This window comes from Chthoniobacterales bacterium, from assembly GCA_018883245.1.
GTDB lineage: Bacteria > Verrucomicrobiota > Verrucomicrobiia > Chthoniobacterales > JACTMZ01 > JACTMZ01.
Window position 1 is genome coordinate 1 of sequence record VEQL01000041.1, and the last position, 22,395, is coordinate 22,395.

A 22,395-nucleotide genomic window follows, 5' to 3' on the forward strand; every position below is an offset into this window, starting at 1 on the left:
TTGCTCAACCTTCCAAGGCGATTGCAGCCCCAGAACCTGCTGGTAAAAATCACTGTCTTTCACCAAGCCTCTTGACCACCAACACACCCACACTGGCAAGCTTTCACAGCAAATATCGCGAAGAACCTAAAAACTTAATTGCTTCAATGCAGAGACCGCTATTTGCCTCGGCGGTATTGGCAGAAGGCCCTCCTATCTGCAGGCGTTCGAAGAAGTCTTTGACCACGCATCCCTGTGGGAAAAGAGAACGGTCGTATTTCCAAAGCGAGACGTTATCGCGGCCGAGAAGCTTGTCGAATTTCTCAATGGTGAACCTGTAGGCATGCGATCCAAGGGGAAAAAGCGAAGGGCCCCAGTTTCCATATTTCGCCGATTGCTGGAAAAAACTTTCACACCAGCTTCGGTAATCACGGACGTATGCAACTGCCTCCAGCCTAAAATGTTTGCCTCCGAGGAAATCAAAAAAATCAGCCAACTCTTCCTCCTCAAAAAGCGACACGCATTCGGCAGAGATTATAAGGGAACCTTCGGAGGTTGCTTCAACCAGTCGCTGCAGCGCTGATTTGGCTGATGCACTATCAGCCTCCGAATATTCACGCAGATCGGCAGCTAAACGCCATGCAGGGCGGCAAAATGCGGCCATCAGCTGGCGATCAACAAACGGGGTTCCGAAATGCAGATACGTTACGCTCGGCCCGAGGTCCGCGGTAAACAACGCTTCTTGAATGGATGTGGTGCCTGTTTTGTGAAGGCCGAAATGAACGATGCACCTGCGCATATCCGGAAAAATCGTCTCATCTTCTTAGTGTGGCAAGAAAACGCCTTACATTTTCCGATCTGGATCCGGGCCGAAATGCCCTGTCCTCATTTGAGTCCGGGATCAACGGAATCCTTGGGGGCGTCAAAGCACCGGTTGGTCTGCTTCGGTCAGACGGGACGACGCGGTTTTGAAAACGCTCAACGAGGTTTCCTTGCGTGAATCCCTTTCTAGCCACGACGGAGTTCGTGGCGATGGGTCCGCTTCAGCGCTGAATGGTTCTCCGCAAGCGAGATGTTAGCCTGGCTGCCTAAGTCGCTAGTGCAGCTTTTGGAAGTGTTGTTTCATGGAGTGCTGTCGGTGATCGGAACAATGATACGCTGCGACCTTTCAGGAGGTTCCGACGATGCACGGGGGATCATGGACTTCGCGTGGCGATCGTAGATTTCCACGGAAAGCTGAGCAGTTTTTTGGCTGAATTGGCCGCAGTCGAGATCATCGACGAAGGTTCGTTGGTGGCGCGTTCCATCCTGCGCCACGGAAGCTGGCAGCAAGCTGCCGGTGATCCAGCGCAGCGGAACACCGGAAGAATCCAACAGCGCGAACGTGTATTCCAAGTCCCGTTTGTTCTTTCGTGTGCCGGTCCATGTGGAGATGACGCGAAGCTTTTCGTCGACCCACTCGGCTTGGATGGAAAGCAATTCATCACCTGACGTCCAGCGCGCCAGCGGAGTAGCTTGCGGCGCCTCGACCGGGACGGGTCCGGACTCCTGCGGGTGAACCAAGCCTTGCTCGACGAACCACGCGAAGAGGGCTTTCTCCAACGCGATGGGGTCTGTGATCCTGCGGATGGCAAAGCCATCGGCCTCGACCAGCGGAGGCACAAAAGCATCGCCCGCTCCGGAGTCATAGAAGGCATTGATCTTCGACCGCGCGGTTTCGCTCATGATGGACAATCCGCGTGGCGTAGTGAGCAAAAAGTCCGCGACCGCCATTTCATGAGGATGGACAAAGGCGGCGTTTTTGGATGGTTGGTAGGGCCAGGCCATCTTTTTTTCCCATCCACCGAAGTGTGCCAAATGGCGCTCGAGCACGGTCGCCATCCGATGTTTTCCCGGACCCGATCGCGGAAGCAGGTAAACAATCGGCTGCTCCGGGAGCGGATCGATTTTGTCGACGGCCGATCTTGCGAGTCCGGCCAGCGAGACAGCCATCCGGTTGTTGAAGGTGGCATAGCCGGTGATGTGGTGCCAATCGCGGGCGAAATCCGGTCGCCAAACGCTGATGCAGAGCACGACTGCGTTGAGCACCACGAGGAGACGGGCCAACCGCGATTGCCTGAGAAGCAACCACAAGAGCGGCGCGAGAAAAACCGAGAAGGTCGCCAAGGCCGGCACAAAGTAGCGTGCGAAAACGAAACGGGTGCCGAAGTAAAGCGCGATCAACTGCAGCAGAAAAACCAGCAGAGCCACCGCGGGAACCACGGTGGTCCATGATCGATTTTCTTTGGGGCGGCGCATTCTCACGAACGCGCCAGCCCACAGAAGCAACGAGGTGACCCCGAATCCCGAGACGGCGAGCAGGGGAACTTTTCCCGCGAGGTTGGCCAAGGGATCGGCGGCGATGCGGGGCGAGCGCATGGACTCGACCGATTGCCGGCCCATCTCCAGATTTTCCTCGGAAAAATACGGGGAGAAGTAGCACGCGGCGCCGACCAGAACGCACCAAACAATACCGGCAACTGCCCCGGCCGCGAATCGTCGGTTTGGTTTTGGTGCATCGCCCCACCGGGACGAAAACCAGAGGCACACCGCCGCGAGGGCTTGTCCGGCCATCAAAAAAACTCCCACGGGCTTGAGCAGCAGCGTGAAGGCCGAAAAGAAAAATCCGGCAAGGGTGATCGCCGCACGATTCCGGCTCCATCCGAGAAGCAGGAGACCGGTGGATAGCGCGGCCACGCCGCCCTGCATGCCGTCCATCATTCCCCAAGCGCCGAGTCCATCCGCTCTGACGGGATCGAAAGTCCACCACATCGGCATCATCCCGCACAAGCAGGCTGCCAGCCACGCGGACGGGCTTTTCCAACGGGCGCCTGCCGCCATGGCGGCGAACAGTGCACCCAGAATGGCGAAGCACACGGGCATCGCCACCGTCCTCCAATAAAAGGCGCGGAAGTCGTCGTCGTAACCGAGGGGATATCCCAACAGAGAAGTTCCGAACGGACGAACAGTGGGTTCGATGCCCATCAGTCCGCGAAAATTTCCCTGCCGCAGTTCCGCCCAAACGTTCGCGGCTTTGATCGTGTAAGTCAGCACGTCATCGGTCGGCAGATATTCTGTCTGGCGGCTGGCGATCCGCGCGCCCCACAACGAAAGCGCGAGAAGGACAAGTGACACGCACGCTGGCACGAGGCCGCGGCGGATGAATGAGCGGCCAGCGTCTGAAGCGGCGGTTGCGTTGGAGGGGGATGGCATCACGGGACGGATCTCGCGTTGCCGCTGCTCAGGATTCGCTGGCTGCGGAGACGAACCCGGCCAAGTTCGCTATTTGCCAAAGTCCGATGCCGAAGAGCAATCCGGCCGAGGCAGCCGGCCCCGAATCTTTCAATCGCTGGGGGACGGACCGGAGCAATGCGCGGTGAAAGCCCAGATCATCAGCCATGGTGCCCGAGCCGCGCCGTTTACGTTTGGCTTGGTAAAGGTAGGCGCCGCGCCCGTAACGGTAATGCAGATCGAGAAACTTTCGGAACGTTTGCGCGTGATAGTGATCGACCAAGGGCTCGGGGATGAGCCGGATCGGTCGGTGGGCGAGCCGCCAACGGTCGCAGAAATCGCGATCCTCGGCTCCGGCAAGGGCGAATTCGGTGTCAAAGCCCCCTGTCTCCAAAAACAGCTCGCGCGCACAGGCGAAATTGTTGCTGGTCAGAAAATATGCGTTTTCCGTGTTGGCATTGAAGTGCTCGTAGACGAGATCCACGATCAACTGGCTAGTGGTCGACCAATTGTTTCCCGTAAGACCGTTGCAAGTGAGGGAGCCGACCAGCGCTTTCGGATGGGAGGCAAGTTCCTCGGTCAGACGCCCAAGCCACTGCGGTCGGGGTCGGCAGTCATCGTCGGTGAAGGCCAGAATATTTCCGCGTGCTTCGCGCGCGCCGCGGTTGCGCGCTGCCGAAGGACCGGCGTTCTCCTCGTTGATGATCCGCACATCCAAAGCGGCATTGGACGGAACAATATCTGCTGTCACCGGTGGCGCGCTGCCGTCGTCGATCACCACAACTTCGAAGTCGCGCATGTCTTGGGCGGCCAGCGCGGTCAGGGTCTCCCGCAGAGAGTGGTGACGATTGCGGGTGGGAATCACCACGCTGGCAAGGAGCGCACTCATTATCCGGTCCGCTGCCGCGAAATTGTCGAGACGCGGCAGAGCAAATCTTCCCGTTGCGGGCGGAAGCCGGGTTGCTTGGACGTGGCTACGCTTTCTGATTCATACGAACCGCAAATGTGCAGGATGCCGAAGTTGTGCTTCCCAGGCCGCTTCGCCGATTGCATACGGCGAATGTAATCTGTCGACCGACTGAAAACGAACGGGAAATCCGCACCCCTGATCCCATTGCGGCGAACTTCTTTTTTTGATGTGCGTGCGGGAGACCACCGTTGCCGTGCACGAAGTGATGGGACCTCGCGGAGCCTCGGACGTTTGCCCGGCAGCCTTACTTCGGCGATAAACAGTTTCGCAGGAAGTCGCGCGCCCGGACCAAGGGAGTGCGGTGCGCCAGTTTCCTGTAAAGTGCTCCCATCGCAGCGGCGACTTCTTCTGAGCGTGCATTCCGAAGTTTCCCGGCACGGACATCGATAGCGTGGGCCAGCCAGTCGAGGGACTCTGGCGTGAAGCAGTGCATGTCTTCCTCGCGCCGGACACAAGGCTTCTCGTCATCCTCGTAAATGTTCCCGAGGAGATCAAAACCCGTTCTCTGCATCGTCCATTCGAGGTCTGCTCTCCACTTGTCCTCGGCCTTGGTGAGAAGCGAGGAATGAAAAAATAACCGTGGACCCTTCAGTTCTTGAAGTTTGTCGATCAGCAGGCTGTTCGCGCGGAGCGCCTTCCAGCCTTGGCCGTAACCCGGTCCATACAGTCTGTAGGCGTAAAGCAGATTGAGGGCTTCGGCTGACAGGCTTTCGTTGGCGATGTCGCCGGCTGTTTCTTTCTGCGCAATGCCTGCCGCCTGACAAAAGTATTTTACCACGCAGCCGCCTGAGAACTTGCGCGGATCAAATTCGAGCACTGCGACGTTGGTTGGCCCGAGCAAATCGTCGAATCTGGAGATAGCGTTCCGGTAATTGAACGGCAAGAAGCCCGGGCTGCGGGGTTTGGACATCTCTAAATTACCCGGCTCACGCAGGCTCTGTTGGAACCTGCTCTCTTGGTCCCTTTTAAATCGCCTGACGAAAGCCATGGCTTTCACGTCGAGATCCAAGCCGCGGAGAAAGGCAGCCACGGTCCCGATGTCGGCCGGGGGAAACCAACTTAAGTCCTCCGCGGATAAAATCAGCGTGTGCGCCGTTGAGTCGCGGACTTCGCTGCGAAGTTGCTCTCGGACCTCCGCGCCCTGCTGACGGATTGCTTTGCCGGTCAGCTGCCCCTTGGCATGCGCGTGATACTTTTCGGGGGCGGAGCGAAAGGCACAAACCATAGCCCGGTTGTGGCAATTGTCGCTTGAGTTCCTGCCTGGGCGCAAAGCCGGGTAGCAGAAGCGTCGGTCGGTCAGGTTGTGGTAGAGGAACCTCTGGATCGAGGTTGTCCCCGTCTTGGGCATCCCGAAATGAAGAATGCACTGCTTGATCATCGCTGAGGCACCCCCCTTCTGCGGTGGCCTGCGGCAACCAAGTTGGCTGAAGGCGCACTCATTGCTCGGTCCGCAGCCCCGAAATGGCCGAGACGCGGCGGAACAAATCTTCGCGCTGCGTGCGGAAGCCGGGCTGCTTGGATGTGGCGACATCTTCGGACTCGCGCGAACCGCAGAGATGCAGCGTGCCGAAGTTGTGGACCAGTGGGCGTTTCATGCCGGACAAACTCAGCACGATGTCCTCGTTGGCTTTCAGCGCGGAGTTATCCATGCCGATTTCCGCAAGGATTTCGAAGTAACGCAAGGCATGCTCGCGCGTGAATGCGTAGGCCCAGACGAGACAAGCGGCCTCCTCCGGTTCGCCGGGGCGGCCAAAGACATAGCTCACCTGGCCCTGTGCCTCCGCGAAATTCTCCCCGGCGATACCGTGCGGCGCGGCCGGATCACGCAGCAGCGCCTCGAAGAGGGCGCGGATCTGGAAAGGCGTGAGGAAGGTATCGTCGTCGATGCAAAGCAGCCATTGGTCACCGCAGTCGCGGGCTAACTCGTAGCGCTTGGACGGGTAGCATCTCGTTTGCTGCTGGATGCTCTGCAAGCGCGGATCCTTGCTCCGCACGAAACTCCGCATGTCGACCGACGGGTTGTTGTTCGAAAGGATCACGCGATGCACGAAGGGACAGGTCAGGCAGGCAGCCACGATGGTATTCAAGTTGATCGCGCGGCCGTAGCTCAGGAGCACGACGGTGAGTTTCTCGTCGCGGCGCCAAGCGCCGCACGCCGCTCCACCCGCCCGGAACCATGGCGAGAAAAGGCGGCGCAGCACGAACATGCGGCAACATTCCCTCAAGCGGTTGGCCAAATTCACGCAGTGCTTGTAATCTGTCGCCCGCTTGAAAACGAACGGGAAATCCACGCCTCGGGACGTCATTCTGACCACCGCCTTCGGACTTCCTTTTCCCAAGGCCCGGCTGTTTTTCGACTCGCTGAAGAGCACCGGATACGCGGGTCGGATCGTCGTTTTCACGGCGAACCTCGGACGCCGGTCGAGGAGTCTCTACGCGGCGGCGGGAGCGGAGGTCATCGACCATGGCGTGCATCTCCACCGCGTTCTACGTCGCCCGCTGCAGATGCTTTTTTGGAAGTCGGTGCGCATGCGGCCTGATGCCGGATCGTTCTCGACACCCTGGGACCGGCTACAGCAACCGAATCTGCTGCGCTGGTCGCTTTACCGCCGTTTTCTTGCGGAGCATGCGCCGGAATTCGATCGTGTCTTGCTGGTGGACCTGCGCGACGTGTTTTTTCAGCGCGATCCTTTCGACGGTGTCGATCCCGATTTTGTGACGGCTCATCTTGAAGAGGGCAATATGCCGGTGCTGGACTCGCCGTGGAACTCTCTGGCCATGCGCCGGGCCTTCGGACGGGAAGGTTTTGAAAAGTGGGGACATCTCCGCGTTTCCTGCTCCGGAGTTGTGTCGGGAGGAATCACGGCGGTTCGAGCGTATCTGGATGCTTTCGCGCGATTGCTGCCCGAGGTGCGGATGCCCGATCATGGCACCGATCAAGCGTTGCACATTCGTCTGGTTGGAGAGGAAATCGCCCCTGTAGTGCGTCTGTGCGGGAACCGGGAAGGTGACGCGGTGCAGTTGGCAGGGGTTGGCAGGCTGGACTCCATCCCGCGGGACTCGCAAAAACGTCTTCTGAACGCCGCTGGTATTCCGTTTGCCATTGTCCATCAATTCGACCGCCATCCGATCTTGCCTTCCCAACTCAGCCGGCGCGTGCAAAAGCAGGCGTGACTGGGAACTCAGCGCTGTTAGGAAGAGCGGTGTCCGTGGAAAGTTCCTCGCCAAAAACATTTTGGCCTTCGGTTGTGCTCACGTGTGTGGCCGCGGTCCACGGCGCTGTGCTCTCTCTGAGGCTGCCTCCGAGGTTGATCCTGAACGACGAACTGCAATTCAGCCGGATGGCTTTTGCCTTGCTTGGTTTTACTCTCGTTCAGGGCCTCTCGCTTCCAGTATGGGGGGCTCTTTCGGACCGCTTTGGCCGGCAGAAAGTGATCATCTACTCACTGGGATTGACTCTGATCACTGCAGTCTTGGGCTATGCCCCGATGCTCGGCATGCGTCTCTCTCCGCAGTTTGTCTTCGCTGTGCTGAGTGGGTTGACCATGGCCGGCTTGCCTTTAGCCGTGGCTTACTCTTTCAGCCTGATCAAGGAGGGACCAAGGCACCATGTTATGGCGACTGCGGTCTGCGCTTTCTTCGCGGGAGTTGCCATTATGTTGCTGCTCAGGGTGGCCACGTTCTCTCTTCCGGTCAGCAGTATCAACCTCGCAACCTCGACCATTGTTCTACTTGCAGCTGCGGCAACTTTGACACTCACCATCTACCTGCTTCCCTTGGCGCGACCGACATCGGTGTCTTTCACAGGCATGAATGCACTCCATGGTCTCTGGCATGGATTCGCCGAATCCAACCGCGGTTCCTACGCGCGATGGTGGAAAGCCTATCTAGGTTTTTCTGCCGCGGCTGCGGGAATCGTGATGACATCTCTCCCGGGATTTTCTGTGAACCATGATGTTTTCTCCGCGCATGTGGGCCCGCTTGTGGTGAGTCTGCTTTCTGCCGCGGCTGCATCGCTGGCCACGGCGCATTTCGTCGGTCGTCGCAACATTGGCGAGCGTATCGCCGCGATTTCAGCAACAATCTCCATTTTGGCCGCTTCGGTCGTGCTTTATCTCGCATCAAGTCAACCCGCTGGTCTCTGGAGCGCCGGTGTTCTCTGCGGTTCGGGTCTGGGTAGCGTTATCGTGCTCGGGGTTATCTACTTTGCCACCCGCGCCAAGCAACGAAGCGCCGGGGCCGAGCTCGGGGCGATCTGCGCGATTTGGACTGCCGCCTTGTTGTGCGGAATGTTGTTGGCCCTGCTGACATTCAAGGACGACCCGCAAGTCCCGCCTTGCGTTGCGATCGTGTGTTCCGTGATGGCGCTCGCTGCCGGGTGTCTGGCCACCCGCAGGCCTGTGTCGAAATCTGAAGCTGACCTTTAGCCACCGAGGGTATTTCTCAGGGAACGAAGGTGGTTGTTGCCCGATCGCCACTCGTTTAGAAGAACCAGCATCGCTGCGTAGGTCAGGCAAGCAGCACTCAGACTGACAAGAACGCGCCAGCCATCGCTCGGAACAATTGCGGCCACCGCAGCAGCCGAGCCAGCCGCACAAACGATCCGCGCCAGCGAGGCCCAAGGAAAACCAATACCCGCAAGCCGCAGACCCTCGCGCAGCGAGGTGAGACCCGCGCTTATAGCCAACGCCAGCGCGACCCAAGCTGCGGCCATGATTCCGCCGCGCGGGATGGCGATGGCATAGGCGATTAGTCCAAGGGCGATAAGCAGCAGCAGCGGCACCATGATGGAGGCCTTTTCGCCCACGGCAGCGATCAATGTCCGGCCTGTGCCGGCGACAACGCGGAAAGCCACAGCCCAAAGCAGGATGGCAAGGACAGTGCCCGAATCGGCAAATACCGGACCGAGCAGGAAAAGGGCAATGTCTTTTGCCTTCACGGACAGGGCGCACAGCAGCGCGCCGTAGGTCATAGCCCCCCGCAGATAGAGGGTCGCTGTTTTGCAGGCTTCTTCGATGTTTCCATCGCTGCGCGACTTGGCCATCGATCGGAGAAGCACATTCTGCGTCGGACCAAACAGCATGAATCCGGCTTGGCTGATATTCTGCCCGCCGGCGTAAAGACCGGCCAGGGCGGCCGAGTTTGCGAAATATTTCACGGCGAGCAGGTCCATGCTTTGGGTGACTCGCAAAGCCAGTTGTGCACCGGCCAAAAGCCGTGCGTGACCCCAGAGGTCGCCGAACGCGACGCGGTCGCGGCTGAAAAACGGTATCCCGCTGACTGCGCGTCCCAAAGCAAGTTGGACCGCGGATCCAATCACCGCTGCAGCGCACGCACCAAGCGCGAGGTAGCCGCGCTCGACGAAAAAGAAAGCCGTCAGCAACTGCGCGCAGGCGGCCGAAAGAGAGGTTGCTGCGCTCAGTGCGTAGCGCCCCCGCGCGATCAACACATTGACGTAGATTCCTGCCACCGTTCCCAGCGCCAGGTCGAGAGATAGAAGCCGAAGAAGCGGTGCAATATTCGGCGAACGAAAAAGATCGGCGATCGGGCCGGCGAATCCCGCCACGACGGCGCCGATAGCAGCGGAGAAGAGGGCCACGGTTTGCGCCAAGGTTACCGCGTAGCGTCGACCATGCTGCTGTCCTGCGACCAAACGCACCGTGGTGCTCCCGGTGGCGACGGCAATACCGATGGTGAGCCAATTGACCAGCATCACTGCCACGGCGTAGCGGCCGTATTCGGCCGTTCCGAGCCTGCGGGTGAGATAAGCCATAAGCAGCGCGCCGAGCAGCAGCACGCCAAGGCGGGTGGCAACTTGAATCACACTGCCCATGGCAGCGTGTGCGCGCGAATTGTTTGGATCGATCACAGCCCTTGTTGAAACGGGGACAATACCACCTACCTCTGCGGAAGCAGAGTATGCTCTGCCGGGCAGCGCCGTCCTTAGTGCCGACCCATTCCGGCATTGCTGCGCCGTCCAAGCTGGCTTTTCCTTGACTCATGCGCCAAGGCACCACGACTTCCGCGGCGCGCTTGCCGGATTTTCTCCTCATCGGGGCGACGAAGGCGGGAACGAGCAGTTTGGATTTTTATTTATCTCTCCACCCGGAGATCCACATGGCGCGGCCGAAAGAGCCTCGTTACTTCGTCGACGATGCGGAACCCTTCGGCCGCTGGTCCCGCGGGGAAGCCTGGTATCGCTCTCTTTTCGCATCTCCGAAGCGCTTGGCCGGGGAAACATCGCCCTATTACACCGACACACCAGCGGAAATGAACGTGGCCCGCCGGGCCGCGCACCTGTTGCCCGGCGCGAAAATAATCTACGTCGTGCGTGAGCCCATGGCGCGGTTGCGATCACACTTCCTCATGCTGCATCGCAACGGACGGGAGCACGAAAGTTTGCCTGCGTGTCTGGCGCGCCAACCGGAACCGCGTCTGTTGCTCGCCTCGCTCTATGCCACGCAACTGGCGGAGTGGCGCAGATTCTATCCGCCGGAGCGCATCTTGGTCCTGGACTGCCACGATCTGGAGACCTGGAGGCGTGAGACCATGCGGCGTGTTTTTGAGTTTCTCGGAGTGAATCCGGACTTTCGTTCGGTGTTGTTCGCCCATCGACGCAATGTGACAAAGCAGCAAATTATCCCGACCACTTCCGGACGACGGATTTTGCAATCGAGGCCCATGCGTTACGCTGAACGAACATTGCCTGATCCGGTCTTTTACCATTTGAAAAACATTGTCCTCAGGCCGTTCGCGGGCAATTTGCCGGAAACAAGTCTGCCGCCCGGCGTCGAGGAGACGTTACGGAAACGTTTGCGCGACGAAGTGGTGCGTCTGCGGGAAATGTCCGGCGAGACTTTGCGCTCTTTGGGCTGATGTGCGAAAAGCAGGGGTGGAGCCAAAGCCAAACACCGCGGGCAAAGAGGTGCAGGATTCGGCTACGGCCCGTGTGGATGCTCTAGCTCTAGCATGTCTGCCGCAAAGCACTCTCAACGCGCTCGCGGGTTTCTACGCGGCGTGGGGTCGCCGCACCGCTGTGGCAGGCGGTGCCGTGTGGTTCGATGGCGGATCGTTTTCTATGATGTCGATTCCGACAGCGGTAATACCCGTTACCACGGACGCTGAGGCACGCGATATTCTTTCCCGCACTGGCAAACTCGCAGCTGTTTACCGTGCAGTGCAACCGCTGGGGACTACGGTTCCGGTCTTTATGCTCCGGGAAAAAAACTACGGCCCGGCCAATCTGCAGCGACAATTTCGTCAGCATGTCGACCGCGCATCATCGAGCTTGCAATCGCGCGAGTGCAGTTGGGAGGAGTGGGAATCAGCCGCCATCCGCTGTGATAAGGACACCCTCGCTCGACATAGCTCGTCGCCGGAATCCATGCAGCGGCTTTTATCCGCGGAAACGCGAAGCCGAATCGCGGCCGCTGCGCGCATCGTTCCGGGATTGCGGATCCACGCTTGTTTCAGTGGCGACGAGATTGCGGCCTATTTGGTCCACCTGACTTTCGGAGGAATGTGCGAGGGGTTGCTTGCGCATCGCGTCGATTCCTCAAGTGGCTCTCCTCTGCGCCACGCCTCGCATGTGCTTTACTTTTCTTTCGCGCAGTCGGCCATGGCGCGGCCGGATGTCCAAGCGGTTTGCGTCGGACGTCAGAGTCTCCCGGAGAAACAGGCGCTGGCGCAGTTCAAGCGTCATGCGGGATTTCAGACCGAACCTTGTCATCTGCGCATTCGCCTGCATCCGGTCTTTGCGCCGTTTCTCGAAAATCCGGCTGCTGCATCGCTCCTGCGGATCGTTCGCTCGAATTTATCCGGAGCGGTCCCTGCACTTGCCAATCTCGAAGTCATCGAGCGTGCAGGGCAAAAGAGCCAAAAACCTACGGCGCCGATCTGGCAATAAGGTCCGACGCTTTTTCGGCGAGAACGATCACCGAGCAGACGATGTTGCCCGTAGGGGCGAAGGGCATTGCCGATGCGTCGGCCACCCACAGAGAATCCGTGCCGAGCACACGCAAATCCGATCCGAGAGCACCGGAAGCACGCATGGCGCAACTCCCGCAGGGGTGGTAGGCGGTGGTGGCATGTTGGAAGATCGCTTTGCGCAGAGCTTTACCGTCGCGAGCGGTTGCGCCCGGGCTCGTTTCTTTCAGAAGCGGAAAATCGCGCAGCGTAGGGCGTGCGCAGATCGACCGTGCGTGCTGGATTCCGGCCTCGAGTGCAGCCACATCGTCCTCATCGGCCAAAAAATTCGCATCCACCAGCGGCATGCCAAACGGATTTAGCGGATCGATAAAAACGCGTCCGCGACTTTTCGGTGAAACGAGGCACACCTCGATATCGACTTCGCCCTTTGGACCGAAAGTCTGGAAATGGGTGATCAACTCAATGTCGGGAACCCGCAGCCCCGGCCGAGAACAAAAAAACGCGCCGGACTCGCAACAGTTCGACGACATCACGCCATCCCGCCGCACCAGATAACGCAGCATACCGGGAATCCAGTAACGTTTGCTTCCGGGTGAAACACGTCCACTCCGGTGGAGCAAACCGACGCGCACGTGGTCTTGGAAGTTTTCCCCGACGGAGGGTAGATCAACCACTGTGAGGATCCCTGCAGCCTGCAAAATTTTGGCGGGACCAATGCCGCTGCATTGGAGAATGCGTGGCGTTTGAAAAACGCCCGCGCAAACCACGACCCCGCGCGTGGCCCTATAGGATTCGGACCGTCTGGCATGCTCTACTTCGATGCCGACCGCGCGGTTCTTTTCGAGCAGCACGCGGCGGACTTGCATACAGGTTTCAAGTGAAAGGCGCGGGTGGGATTTTACGGGAGCGAGATAACCGCTAGCGGACTCGAATCGCGCCCCGTTACGTTGCAAGACCGGAAAGTATCCGCATCTTCTATCTTCGCGTCCGACCAGCGGGGTTTCCTTCCGCATGCCGTCCTGAATGCAGGCCTCGAGGAACGCCTCGGAGAAAGGGGACCGGAAACGTTGTTCCGAAAGCGACAGTATCTCACCGTCCTGCCATTGGAAGGATTCCCCGGGATGCGTGCCGAAAACGCGATGGAAATACGGGGCCAGATCGTGCGAGGACCATCCCGGGTTGCCGGAAGCCTCCCATTCGTCGAAGTTCGCGGGATTTCCGAGGTAGCCCATCATGGCATTGACCGAGGACGTTCCACCGACGACCTTGCCCATCGGCCACTCGATGGTTCTTCCTCCGAGCCGTGGTTGCGGAATGCTCTTTTGGCCCCACGAGTAGCCGCGCCCGAATTTCATGCCCGGCAGAGGCGGATCGAGAAGCGGTGCAGGATATCCTGGTCCCGCCTCCACGAGCAGAACACGGGCATCGGTTTTCTCAATGAGTCGCCGCGCGACGACGCAACCTGCCGTTCCTGCGCCGACAATAATGAAGTCAAACTCCATCACGCTTATGGACCAGACAAGCCTGCATTGATCCACAGACCGTGGCCACTTGGCTGCAGGCGGTGAGCAAGCAGGCTTGTGCGGCTTTCAGTGGCGGAAACGCCCGCCAAGGCGCGAGGAAGAGCCCCGCGTAAAAACCCGGGCCGCTCCAAGCCGGTGCGCCCGCGCCACGCTTTTTGCGACGGACTTCGCTACGAGAGCGGCCTTGGCCGTAGTGGAAATGCTGTCGGATAAAAGCGGGGAAATCCAAAGCGTGTGCGTGTCCCATCACGGCCTCGGGCACGTAGGCCATGGACAGTCCGGCTTCCGCCCAACGGCGGCAGAGATCGCGATCTTCGCCGGTGCGGCTCGTCCAAGCGCGGTCGAAGCCCCCGATTTTTTCGAGCGCCTTGCGCGGCAAAAGAAAATTGCTGCCGGTGAAAAACACGGGGCCGTCCGGTCCAGAATTCCAAGCCTTGGCGACGTAAGTAGTGATTGTTTGCGTCGTTTCCGAGTAGATGTTGCCCGTGAGAAGATTGATGACCGGTCCTCCCAGGGCGCGCTCCGGAAACTCCTTGAGCGCATCTTCGTAAGCACGAAGCAAGCCGGGTGTCGGACGGCAGTCGTCATCGGTGATGAGGGCAAACTCACCTTGGCATACTTCAAGTGCGGCTTGGCGTGTGGCGGATACTCCCCCGTGTGGAAGTTGCAAAAACTTCAGCGGAATCCTCGAGGCGTAGAATTCGACAAGCTGCATGGGAGGCGAGCTGCTTCCGTCATCTGCCAGAATGATCTCGTATCCGCCGCGCGGCGGTTCAATGCCTGCCCACGCTTCGAGCAATGCCGGCAATAGTGCCGCGCGCTCGTAGGTGGGGATCAAGACGGAGAAGCGGGGAGGCACCTTCTGAGCCTACAATTGCGACCGACCTCGACCAAACCCATTTGCCGTCCGAGCGCGCCGGACTCAGACCGTTTCGTGCGGCGGGGCTTTGTCGGCGATAAGGATGTCGGTGCCTTCGTGTTTGCTGTCAGGCGTGAGGACTTGTTCCTCGTAGTAGCTGCGCTCGGTGTTGACCTCCCAAGGGTCGAGGTCTTTGCGCCCGAGAATCGTCAGGGCGGCGTGGTGGCCGGCGAGCATGGAGTGGTCTTGGTTGTTGTAGCGGTGCATACCGTTGCGGCCGGCGGTCTGAAGATTGGTGAAATGCTTTGTGAAATATTCGCGCAACGTATCGACGTGCTCGCGGTAGGCGGCGTCGTAGACGGGATAGGCGTTGAGTTCGCGAACGACGTGGCCTTCGGTTAGCTCACTCTCGGCAACAAGTCCGAGCGATGCGATTTCCCGCTTGGCCAAGGCGATGAGGTCCTGGTCGTCCATGCTCCAGAGGTCGTCGCCGCGGGAGCAGAAGTATTCCATGCCGAGCGTTGTGCCGTTGCCGGGAGCGACGAGATCCGCCGACCAGCTGCGGAAATTTTGGATGCGTCCGACGCGGACTTCCGGTGAGTGGATGTAAATCCAGTTGTCGGGGAAGACATCGGCTTTTTTGCAGGCGAGCGCAACGATGAGGAAGTCGCGGTATTTGAGTCCGTCAGCCGCCTCGAGCACATGCGCTGGCGCCACGGGGTCGAGTTGGCGGGCGAGCGTGGACAAAGGCATGGTCGAGACCATGGCATCGACGGTGACGGTCTGCGTGGTGCCGTTTGTTCCAATATCGATCGAGGTGACGCGGCCGTTCTCGTGCCGGAGGCGGGTGACGCGCGTGCCGTTGAGGACGGTTCCTCCGCGTTCGCCAATCTTACGCGCCGCAGCTTCCCAGAGCATGCCTGGCCCCAAGCGCGGATAGTCAAAGGTCTTGATGAGCGACTTAACTTTGCCGCTGTTGCGCAGGGCATTCATCACGGCGGTGACGAAGCTGAGCCCGTGGATGCGTTGCGCCGCCCAATCGGCGCGGATCTCGGTGCAAGGAATGCCCCAGACTTTTTCCGTGTAGGTTTTGAAAAACGTGCGGTAAAGGCGGTCACCAAAACGGTTGCGCACCCACTGCTCGAAGGATTCCTCAGGCAAATCGGGCTTCATTTTGGCGCGTGCATAGCTCGCGACCATCATGAAGCTCTCGAGGAGACCAAGGTTGGAGAGTGTGTTGCAGATCTGCAGGGGGTATTGGAAGAATTTGCCGTGGTAAAAAATACGCGAGAGGCGCGGAACTTTGAGCATCGGCTCGTCCATCATCTCGGACCACAGCCGTTTCACGTCCTCGCTTTTGGTGAAGAAGCGGTGTCCGCCGATGTCGAGACGGTTGCCGTTCCAGCGATGCGTGCGCGAGATCCCACCGATGTAGTCGGAGGCCTCGAGCACGAGAGGCTTGTGTCCGTGTCGGGTCAGTTCGAACGCAGCGGTCAGCCCGGCAGGGCCGGCTCCGACTACTGCGCAGGGTGCGTGCGCTGGAAGGGGCATTTGGTGAGTAATCAGTAAACTACGGGCAGTGAGCGGTCGGTTAGGCCGAGGGGCTGCGAACACTACGCTCGAAAGGGTCGTTGCGCTATACCCTTTAGTAGGTATTCCACTGTAGAGTGCCGGCGTAAATTGCCGGAGTGTCGCTAGCGCTTGAGGCGCTGGGGACGGAGCCCAAGGTAACTAGCGTTTGAGGCGCCGGGGACGGAGCCCGAGGTAACCCGCGACAAAACCGATCGCGCCTGCCACGAAATACACCCAGTGCAGAGGGATTGATGCGACCGCGAAGAGCCATCCGCCGCAGCTCGCCAGAAACCGGTAGAACGGCCAGTTGATCGCCGTGGCAGTCGCAAGCGATGCGGCACCGACGAGAATAGCTGGATGCCAGAAAAATCCGCAGGCCGAAGACCCAAGACCCGCACACACGAGCATTGCGCTGATTCGAGATCGGCGGTCGATGTTCAGGTCATTGTCCAAGCGGTCCTCGCGCTGGAGCAGACGGGTCCATGGAATGGCACGACGCCCGATGTCGGTGAAGACCAAGTCGCCGAAGGTCCATTTTTTCAGATGCTTTACCTGCCACGAGGGAACGAGGCGGATGCGATGGCCTGCTTTGCGCAGGCGGTAACCAAGCTCGATGTCCTCCACGGAAGGTTTCCGGAAATTTTCATCGAAGCCGCCAACTTCGTTGAAGGCTTTCCGTCGAATGGCGCCGCATCCCGCCCAAAAGGTCTGCGCTTCGGGCGATCCGTGTTGGTGCGTGTAATGGTGCAGCAGATTGCGGTAACGCGAGACGAACCCGGGTGCAGAGGGCTTGGCGTCATAAGAGCCGATGACTGCCGCCGTCTCGGGGTGTTGCGCGAAAGTCTTCGCGAGACGGCCAATATGATCCGGCGTGAGCAACACATCCGAGTCGGCAAAGACGATGATGTCGCCCGTCGCTACTTTGGCTCCCGCATTTCGCGTGGCAGAAACACCTGGAGCACTCGGGTTGCTGACGACGCGGAAGCCGTGCGAATTTGCCGCAGCAGGCACTGCCGGATCCGTGCCATCGATGGTGACAATCACTTCCTCTGGAGGAGGATCCAATTTCGCCGCGCTCGCTAAGCAAGCAGTCAGCATCGTCCCCGCGCGATGTGCGGTGATGACAAGGCTGAAGCTACTTGGCGGGTTCATCGCTAGCTATTTGACGCTGCATGAAGCGTCTGCACCAGCCGGTTGATGCTCTGCGTGAGTTGATAAATTTTGTGAAGCTACACGACTACTCACTTCGGACAGCATCAGACAGCTTCGGAGAGATTTGCTTGTGAGATCGCCGCGCTTTTTCTTGCAGGTGCTCTTTGATTGATGCAGATTTTTGACGCTGCTCGTGGCAGTGGCAAACAGGTCTAAGTTTTGCGTGCTTTTTTGAAATTTCGGCTTGGATGAGAAGTGTCATTCCCTTCGTAGGGTGTGTATTCTGGATGATTTTAGGAATATAATCATTTATTACTTAAATCATAAGCGGTTCTTTTGCAATCACTTAGGGGGTATAGCTCAGTTGGTAGAGCGTCTCGTTCGCAATGAGAAGGCCAGGGGTTCGAATCCCCTTACCTCCACTTCCCTGATTCGAAGATGACCCGCATTCCGGCCAATGTCCGCACCTGGGTGGAGGTCGATCTCTCCGCCATCCAACACAACGCGCGCCTCGTCCGATCGCTCGTCGGCCCCGGGTCCGCCATTCTCGCCGTGGTCAAAGCCGACGCCTACGGCCATGGCGTGAAACCCGTCGTTCGCGCGCTGGCGGAGGATGTCGAAATTTTCGGCGTCGCCAACCTTCGCGAAGCCCGCGAAATCGCGTCGGCGGGAACCGGTCGCGACATCATGATCCTCAGCCCTTGCCTGCCGGCCGAGAGGCGCGGCGCGGTGGCCGGGAATTTCATCGTCACCGTCTCCAGCGCCGCGGAAGCCGCCGCCTACTCGTCCCGCGGCGCGGCCCGCCTCAATTTCAAAATCGACACCGGCATGGGCCGCGTCGGTTGCCACCCCGACTCCGCGATCGAAACACTCCGCGATATCCTCCACCTCCCTCGCATCTCGATCCACAGCATCTCCACCCACCTTCCCAGCGCTGACGAGGACCCGCACTTCACCGAACAACAACTCCTCGGCTTTTCCCGCCTCCTCGCGCGCCTCCGCGAGATTCTCCCCGACGTCCGCGCCCATTCCCTCAACAGCGCTGGAATTCTCACCAGCCCCTCCGACGCGCTCGAAATCGTGCGGCCCGGCCTCATGCTCTACGGCTCCTCTCCGGTTCCAGAACTCCAGGAAAAACTCCGCCCGGCCCTTGCCTGGAAAACACGCGTCTCGCTCGTGCGAGACATCGCCGCAGGAACCGGAATCGGTTACGGCCGCACCTTCATAGCGCCCCATTCCATGCGGGTCGCAGTCCTCGCCGCCGGTTATGCCGATGGCTATCCGCGCCAAGTTTCAGGCCGCGGCGCCGAAGTTCTCATCCACGGGAAAAATTGCCCTCTCCTCGGCCGCGTCACCATGGACCAACTCGTCGTGGATGTTTCAAAAATTCCCGAAGTCCGCGAAGGCGACACCGCCACACTCCTCGGGTCCGATCCCGCCGGCGGCGAAATTCCCGCCGCCCGCCTCGCCGCGCTCGCCGACACCATCCCCTGGGACATCTTCACCGGCATCGGCCAGCGCGTCCGCCGATTCCACTCCCGCGCCTAGAGAAACCGCACCGTCAGCGGAAACCGATAAAGCATCCCGTTGCTCGCCTGGATCGCCCCCTTCGCCGCGAACACCACCCACGCCATCAACAACACCAAAGGAATCGCCAACGGAAAAATCAGGCACCACCCGATCGCCACGAAAATCCACGAGATCGCCATCCAGACCGTCCACGAAATCTGGAAATTCAAAACCTCCCGCCCCGCCGCATCCAGACCCGGCACGTCGTTTTTCTTCAGCAACCACACGATCAGCGGCGCCAGAACCTGCCCGAATCCCGCCAACACAAATCCCGCCAGCGCGCTGATGTGCACGATCGTGATCCAGCGCCGCGCCTCGGGCGAATCCGGTTCCAGGGAAGGTTTCGGTTCGGGGATCGGCGGTGGATTTTCCATGCGGCAAACATCCCCGCAATCCGCCGCGGGATCAAGGCGGGTCGAATCCCACGCCCGCCGTTCAAAAATCGAGTGGAATCGGCGCCGACCCAAGTTTATCAATCCCCGCTTATGAAACCGCTCCCCGCCCTCCTGCTGGCGTCCCTTTTCCTCGCTCTCCAACCCCTCACGCTCCTCGCGCAGTCCCAAAAAGCCCTCGAGGAAAACGAGGCCGCCTACGCGCTCTACTCCGCCGCCGACTACAAGGCCGCTGCCGAGGCCTACGAGGCTCTCATCCAAGGCTACCCGAACGACCTCATTCTCCAGACCGCCCTGATCCAGCTCGGCCTCTGCCGGTTTTTCCTCGGCGAGTTCGACCAAGCCTTGGCGAGCCTGGACAAAGCCAAAAACGGCCAGCCGCCCCTCACCGCCCAACAACTCCAGATCGTCGAAAACGTCCGCCCCCAAATCCTCGCCGCGAAAGCCATGGCCCTCCCGCCCGGCGACTCGGCCCGCAAGGGCAACTTCGACGAGGCGATCAAGGCCTACTCCGACTTCATCACAAAATATCCGCAATCTCCCGAGCTCGAAGCCGCCATCTACGGCCGCGCCCTCTGCGAATTCCAGATCGGCCAATTCGACAAAACCGTCACCGACCTCCAATCGAACCTTCAGAAATTCCCGAGCAGCCCAACCATCCAATCCAGCCAAAACCTGCTCGCTCTCGCCTACGCATCGCAAGGTGGAGAAATCCTCTCCAAAGAAGGCGGCGACAAGGCCGCGGGCCTCGATCTCCTCAAAAAAGCCGAGGACATCCTTCGAAAAATCATCACCGAGAAAAAAGACCTCGCCCTCGTTAACGACGCCCACTTCCAGCTCGGCGAAATCCTTTTCATGTCCGCCGCCTTCAGTCCCGAGGACCAGCGCGCCGCCATCTACGAGGAGGCCGCGCAAGCCTACATGTCGCTCATCCCGAAGGCCGAGGTCGTCGCCATGCAGCAGGAAAAAATCAAAGGATTCGCCGCCAAAAAAGCCGACGCCCTGCGCGCCCGCAACATGACCCTCAAGGCCCAGCTCGACCGCGACAACGAACGCGAACTCAAGAAACTCGCCGAGATTTCCGCCAAGCCCGACCAAACCGCCGCCGCCCTCCTCAAGCTCGGCGAAATCTTTTTCAACGCCGGAAAACACAACGAATCCCGCGTCGTCATTTCCCACGTCACGCCGTTCCTCTCCACCGACGACGAAAAAATGCGCGCCGGATATTTCAAGGCGCTCGGCTACACCGTCCAGGGTGCCGCCGAACCGGCCACCAAGGCCTACGACGCCTTCCAATCCTCCTTCAAAGGCAAGCCCATCGCCGAGAATCTTCCCTTCGCCATGGGAGCCATGTTCCTCGGCCGCGGCGACAACGAAACCGCCATCCGCTACTTCGAGGAATCCCTCCAAATCTACCCGCAGGGCCGCCTCGCCGGCCTCACCGTCGCGCAAAAAGCGCAAGCCCAGGTCGGCCTCCGGCAATACGAGGACGCCTTGAAAACCTTCGAGGCCAGCCTCGCGAACAACCCCTCGCCCGAGGTCGGAGTCGTCGCCCAATTCGGCATTGCGAACATCCACCGCGACACCGCGAAATGGGACGACGCCATCGTCGCCTACCAACTCGTCGTCGAAAAATATCCAAGCACCCCGCAAGCCGCCGAGTCCGCCTACTGGATCGCCGCCTGCACCCAGCAGAAAGGCGACAACGCCGCCGCCGCCCCGCTCCTCGAGGCCTTCATCCAAGCCAATTCCGGACACCCGCTCGAGCCGCTCGCCCTCTTCGCCCTCGGTAACGCCCGCATCGCAAACGGCCAGAAGGACGAGGGCATCGCGACCCTCGCCGAGGTCGTGGAAAAATTCCCCGATTCCCAACCCGCTCCCTTCACCTTCTTCGCCCGCGCCCAGGTTCTCGCCGCCGACCAGAACGCCGCCGGCATCAACGAACTCATGCGCGCCTTCATCGAAAAATATCCGAAGGACGACAAAATTTTCTTCGCCTTCAACAGCATCGCCCAAAACCAGACAAACGCCGCAGACCTCCCCGGTGCCGTCGCCACCTGGCAGGAGTTCACAAAAAATTATCCCGACCACCCGAACACGCCCGCCTCGATCGTCAAAACCGCCGAGCTCCAGCGCGCGCAGGCCGAGAAACTCGCGACCAACTACACCTCCCTCAACGAAGCCGACCGCGCGACGTGGATGGAAGCCGTCAACGGCTCCATCGCCACCCTCGAGCAAATGCTCGCCGCCTATCCCCAAAGCCCCGATGTCGCCGGCGGACTCCAGGCCCTCCTCGCCGCCCAGCGGCTGCTTCTCGGCTCCCAGCAAACCGACGAAACCCAAGTCGAATCCTACTTCCAGCAACTCGCCGACAAAACCTCCGACACCGGCGCGCGCAGCAAAATCCTCTTCACCCTCGCCGGTTTCATCGCGCAGAAGGACAAGGACCGCGCCCTCGCGAAGATGAACGAGGCCTACAACGCCCAGGTCGTCTATTCGCCCAAGGACATCGACATCTACGGCCTCGCGCTCATCGACGCCGGGAAAAACGACGAAGCCATCGCCGTCTTCGAAAAACTCGCCGCCGATTTTCCGATCCCCGCCGGAGTCGAACCCTCCGCCGCCCCGCCGAATGTCCAGGAGGCCCAAGCCACCGCCCTCTTCGGACGCGGCCGCGTCGCCCAGGCCAAAAACCAAACCGCCGAGGCCGGTGAATTTTTCAAACAACTCAAATCCACCTACCCCTGGTCGCCCAAAGGCCTCGAAGCCGACTACGGCATCGCCCAATCCCTCCGCGCCGAAAACAAACCCGACGAGGCCATGCCGCTCCTCGGCGCGATCATCCGCGCTCCGAACGCCACCGCCGAACTCCGCGCCAATTCCTTCCTCCTCTACGGCCATATCATGAAGGACAAGGCCGCCGCCGAATCCGATCCCAAGAAGCAGGAGGAGAACCGCGCCTCCGCCATCGATTTCTTCATGAAGATTCCGCAATTCTACTCCGGCGTCCCCGCCGCCGCCGCCGAGGGCCTTTGGGAGGGCGGACAACTCCTCGAAATGCAGGCCGCCGCCAGCCAGGACCCCGCCTTCAAAACCCAACAACTCTCCCGCGCCCGCGCCGCCTACGAACAGCTCACCAAGGAATTTTCCAACGACAAATTCGCGCCTCAGGCCCAACAA

17 protein-coding genes and 1 tRNA gene are annotated in these 22,395 nt (G+C 59.9%); 7 read left to right on the forward strand and 11 right to left on the reverse strand.

Features of this window, described 5'->3' with window-relative positions; all coding sequences use genetic code 11:
• Positions 1-103 precede the first annotated feature (103 nt).
• From FGM15_11570 to FGM15_11590, 5 genes are all read right to left on the reverse strand, one after another.
• Entirely contained in the window at positions 104-778 is a 675-nt protein-coding gene (locus tag FGM15_11570) for a hypothetical protein (protein ID MBU3666497.1), read from the reverse strand.
• A 323-nt stretch (positions 779-1,101) separates the two neighbouring features.
• Positions 1,102-3,153: a hypothetical protein gene (locus FGM15_11575; GenBank protein MBU3666498.1), complete on the reverse strand. Its 2,052-nt coding sequence runs from the start codon at positions 3,151-3,153 to the stop codon at positions 1,102-1,104.
• A gap of 106 nt (positions 3,154-3,259) precedes the next feature.
• Complete coding sequence (locus FGM15_11580) at positions 3,260-4,138, reverse strand: glycosyltransferase family 2 protein (GenBank protein MBU3666499.1); 879 nt, start codon at positions 4,136-4,138, stop codon at positions 3,260-3,262.
• Between the two features lie 325 nt (positions 4,139-4,463).
• Complete coding sequence (locus FGM15_11585; GenBank protein ID MBU3666500.1) at positions 4,464-5,228, reverse strand: hypothetical protein; 765 nt, start codon at positions 5,226-5,228, stop codon at positions 4,464-4,466.
• 427 nt (positions 5,229-5,655) lie between these two features.
• Complete coding sequence (locus FGM15_11590; GenBank protein MBU3666501.1) at positions 5,656-6,426, reverse strand: hypothetical protein; 771 nt, start codon at positions 6,424-6,426, stop codon at positions 5,656-5,658.
• Positions 6,427-6,487: 61 nt separating this feature from the next.
• On the opposite strand from FGM15_11590, the gene FGM15_11595 reads away from it, so the two are divergent.
• Positions 6,488-7,393 (forward strand): hypothetical protein, encoded by a 906-nt coding sequence (locus FGM15_11595; protein MBU3666502.1) that lies wholly within the window; start codon positions 6,488-6,490, stop codon positions 7,391-7,393.
• Positions 7,333-8,646: an MFS transporter gene (locus FGM15_11600; GenBank protein ID MBU3666503.1), complete on the forward strand. Its 1,314-nt coding sequence runs from the start codon at positions 7,333-7,335 to the stop codon at positions 8,644-8,646. The genes FGM15_11595 and FGM15_11600 overlap by 61 nt, the downstream gene beginning before the upstream one ends.
• On the opposite strand, the gene FGM15_11605 is transcribed toward FGM15_11600, so the two are convergent.
• Positions 8,643-10,088 carry a lipopolysaccharide biosynthesis protein gene (locus tag FGM15_11605; protein ID MBU3666504.1) on the reverse strand — a complete coding sequence of 482 codons (1,446 nt, stop codon included), beginning with the start codon at positions 10,086-10,088 and terminating at the stop codon, positions 8,643-8,645. The genes FGM15_11600 and FGM15_11605 overlap by 4 nt on opposite strands.
• A 131-nt stretch (positions 10,089-10,219) precedes the next feature.
• On the opposite strand from FGM15_11605, the gene FGM15_11610 reads away from it, so the two are divergent.
• Complete coding sequence (locus FGM15_11610) at positions 10,220-11,095, forward strand: sulfotransferase domain-containing protein (GenBank protein MBU3666505.1); 876 nt, start codon at positions 10,220-10,222, stop codon at positions 11,093-11,095.
• A gap of 508 nt (positions 11,096-11,603) precedes the next feature.
• Positions 11,604-12,125, forward strand: coding sequence for a hypothetical protein (locus FGM15_11615; GenBank protein MBU3666506.1), 522 nt, complete (start codon positions 11,604-11,606; stop codon positions 12,123-12,125).
• Here FGM15_11615 and FGM15_11620 read toward each other — a convergent pair.
• From FGM15_11620 to FGM15_11635, 4 genes are all read right to left on the reverse strand, one after another.
• Positions 12,103-13,650, reverse strand: a complete 1,548-nt coding sequence (locus FGM15_11620) for a hypothetical protein (protein ID MBU3666507.1) — start codon at positions 13,648-13,650, stop codon at positions 12,103-12,105. The two genes, FGM15_11615 and FGM15_11620, sit on opposite strands and share 23 nt — an antisense overlap.
• Positions 13,640-14,530, reverse strand: a complete 891-nt coding sequence (locus tag FGM15_11625; GenBank protein ID MBU3666508.1) for a glycosyltransferase — start codon at positions 14,528-14,530, stop codon at positions 13,640-13,642. Before FGM15_11625 ends, FGM15_11620 begins: the two co-directional genes overlap by 11 nt.
• Before the next feature lie 63 nt (positions 14,531-14,593).
• On the reverse strand, positions 14,594-16,081 hold the full coding sequence (locus FGM15_11630) for an NAD(P)/FAD-dependent oxidoreductase (protein MBU3666509.1): 1,488 nt from the start codon (positions 16,079-16,081) through the stop codon (positions 14,594-14,596).
• Between the two features lie 180 nt (positions 16,082-16,261).
• Positions 16,262-17,254: a glycosyltransferase gene (locus FGM15_11635; protein MBU3666510.1), complete on the reverse strand. Its 993-nt coding sequence runs from the start codon at positions 17,252-17,254 to the stop codon at positions 16,262-16,264.
• Positions 17,255-17,603: 349 nt separating this feature from the next.
• Here FGM15_11635 and FGM15_11640 point away from each other — a divergent pair.
• Both FGM15_11640 and alr read left to right on the forward strand, forming a co-directional pair.
• Positions 17,604-17,676 (forward strand) — tRNA-Ala (locus FGM15_11640).
• Positions 17,677-17,692: 16 nt separating this feature from the next.
• Positions 17,693-18,802, forward strand: a complete 1,110-nt coding sequence (alr, locus tag FGM15_11645; protein MBU3666511.1) for an alanine racemase — start codon at positions 17,693-17,695, stop codon at positions 18,800-18,802.
• Here alr and FGM15_11650 read toward each other — a convergent pair.
• Positions 18,799-19,197 carry a DUF4870 domain-containing protein gene (locus tag FGM15_11650; protein MBU3666512.1) on the reverse strand — a complete coding sequence of 133 codons (399 nt, stop codon included), beginning with the start codon at positions 19,195-19,197 and terminating at the stop codon, positions 18,799-18,801. The two genes, alr and FGM15_11650, sit on opposite strands and share 4 nt — an antisense overlap.
• 111 nt (positions 19,198-19,308) lie before the next feature.
• Between FGM15_11650 and FGM15_11655 the strand changes: the two genes are divergently transcribed.
• Positions 19,309-22,395, forward strand: a 3,087-nt coding sequence (locus FGM15_11655; protein MBU3666513.1) for a tetratricopeptide repeat protein, incomplete at its 3' end; no start/stop codon positions are given.

What these genes read in the sequence shown, in the direction of transcription:
- FGM15_11590 (MBU3666501.1), bottom strand. Translation starts at nt 6,426, where the DNA reads ATGTTCGTGCTGCGCCGCCTTTTCTCGCCATGGTTCCGGGCGGGTGGA.
- FGM15_11630 (MBU3666509.1), bottom strand. Translation starts at nt 16,081, where the DNA reads ATGCCCCTTCCAGCGCACGCACCCTGCGCAGTAGTCGGAGCCGGCCCT.
- alr (MBU3666511.1), top strand. Translation starts at nt 17,693, where the DNA reads ATGACCCGCATTCCGGCCAATGTCCGCACCTGGGTGGAGGTCGATCTC.
- FGM15_11610 (MBU3666505.1), top strand. Translation starts at nt 10,220, where the DNA reads ATGCGCCAAGGCACCACGACTTCCGCGGCGCGCTTGCCGGATTTTCTC.
- FGM15_11615 (MBU3666506.1), top strand. Translation starts at nt 11,604, where the DNA reads ATGCAGCGGCTTTTATCCGCGGAAACGCGAAGCCGAATCGCGGCCGCT.
- FGM15_11620 (MBU3666507.1), bottom strand. Translation starts at nt 13,650, where the DNA reads ATGGAGTTTGACTTCATTATTGTCGGCGCAGGAACGGCAGGTTGCGTC.
- FGM15_11635 (MBU3666510.1), bottom strand. Translation starts at nt 17,254, where the DNA reads ATGAACCCGCCAAGTAGCTTCAGCCTTGTCATCACCGCACATCGCGCG.
- FGM15_11650 (MBU3666512.1), bottom strand. Translation starts at nt 19,197, where the DNA reads ATGGAAAATCCACCGCCGATCCCCGAACCGAAACCTTCCCTGGAACCG.
- FGM15_11570 (MBU3666497.1), bottom strand. Translation starts at nt 778, where the DNA reads ATGCGCAGGTGCATCGTTCATTTCGGCCTTCACAAAACAGGCACCACA.
- FGM15_11580 (MBU3666499.1), bottom strand. Translation starts at nt 4,138, where the DNA reads ATGAGTGCGCTCCTTGCCAGCGTGGTGATTCCCACCCGCAATCGTCAC.